Genomic DNA, 255 nt, shown 5'->3' on the forward strand with positions numbered 1-255 from the left:
TCGAAAGAGCATCAGATTGCGGTGTGTGAAGACGAAATGAACCGAAAGTTCGAATCTCACAAAACACCGAAAGCTGTCACATACCCAATTTGCTGAAGCGAAGCCAACTGGCTACGACTCAGTACCCAAATTTCTTGACGACCATAGAGCATTGGAACCACCTGATCCCATCCCGAACTCAGCAGTGAAACGATGCATCGCCGATGGTAGTGTGGGGTTTCCCCATGTGAGAGTAGGTCATCGTCAAGATTAAAT

Annotated in this window: 1 rRNA gene; it reads left to right on the forward strand. The window is 47.5% G+C overall.

Annotated features, from left to right (window positions below):
* Positions 1-133: 133 nt before the first annotated feature.
* Positions 134-249 (forward strand): 5S ribosomal RNA (gene rrf / locus IB252_RS29995).
* The last annotated feature ends 6 nt before the right edge of the window (positions 250-255 follow it).

The organism is Pseudomonas sp. PDM10, from assembly GCF_014852295.1.
GTDB lineage: Bacteria > Pseudomonadota > Gammaproteobacteria > Pseudomonadales > Pseudomonadaceae > Aquipseudomonas.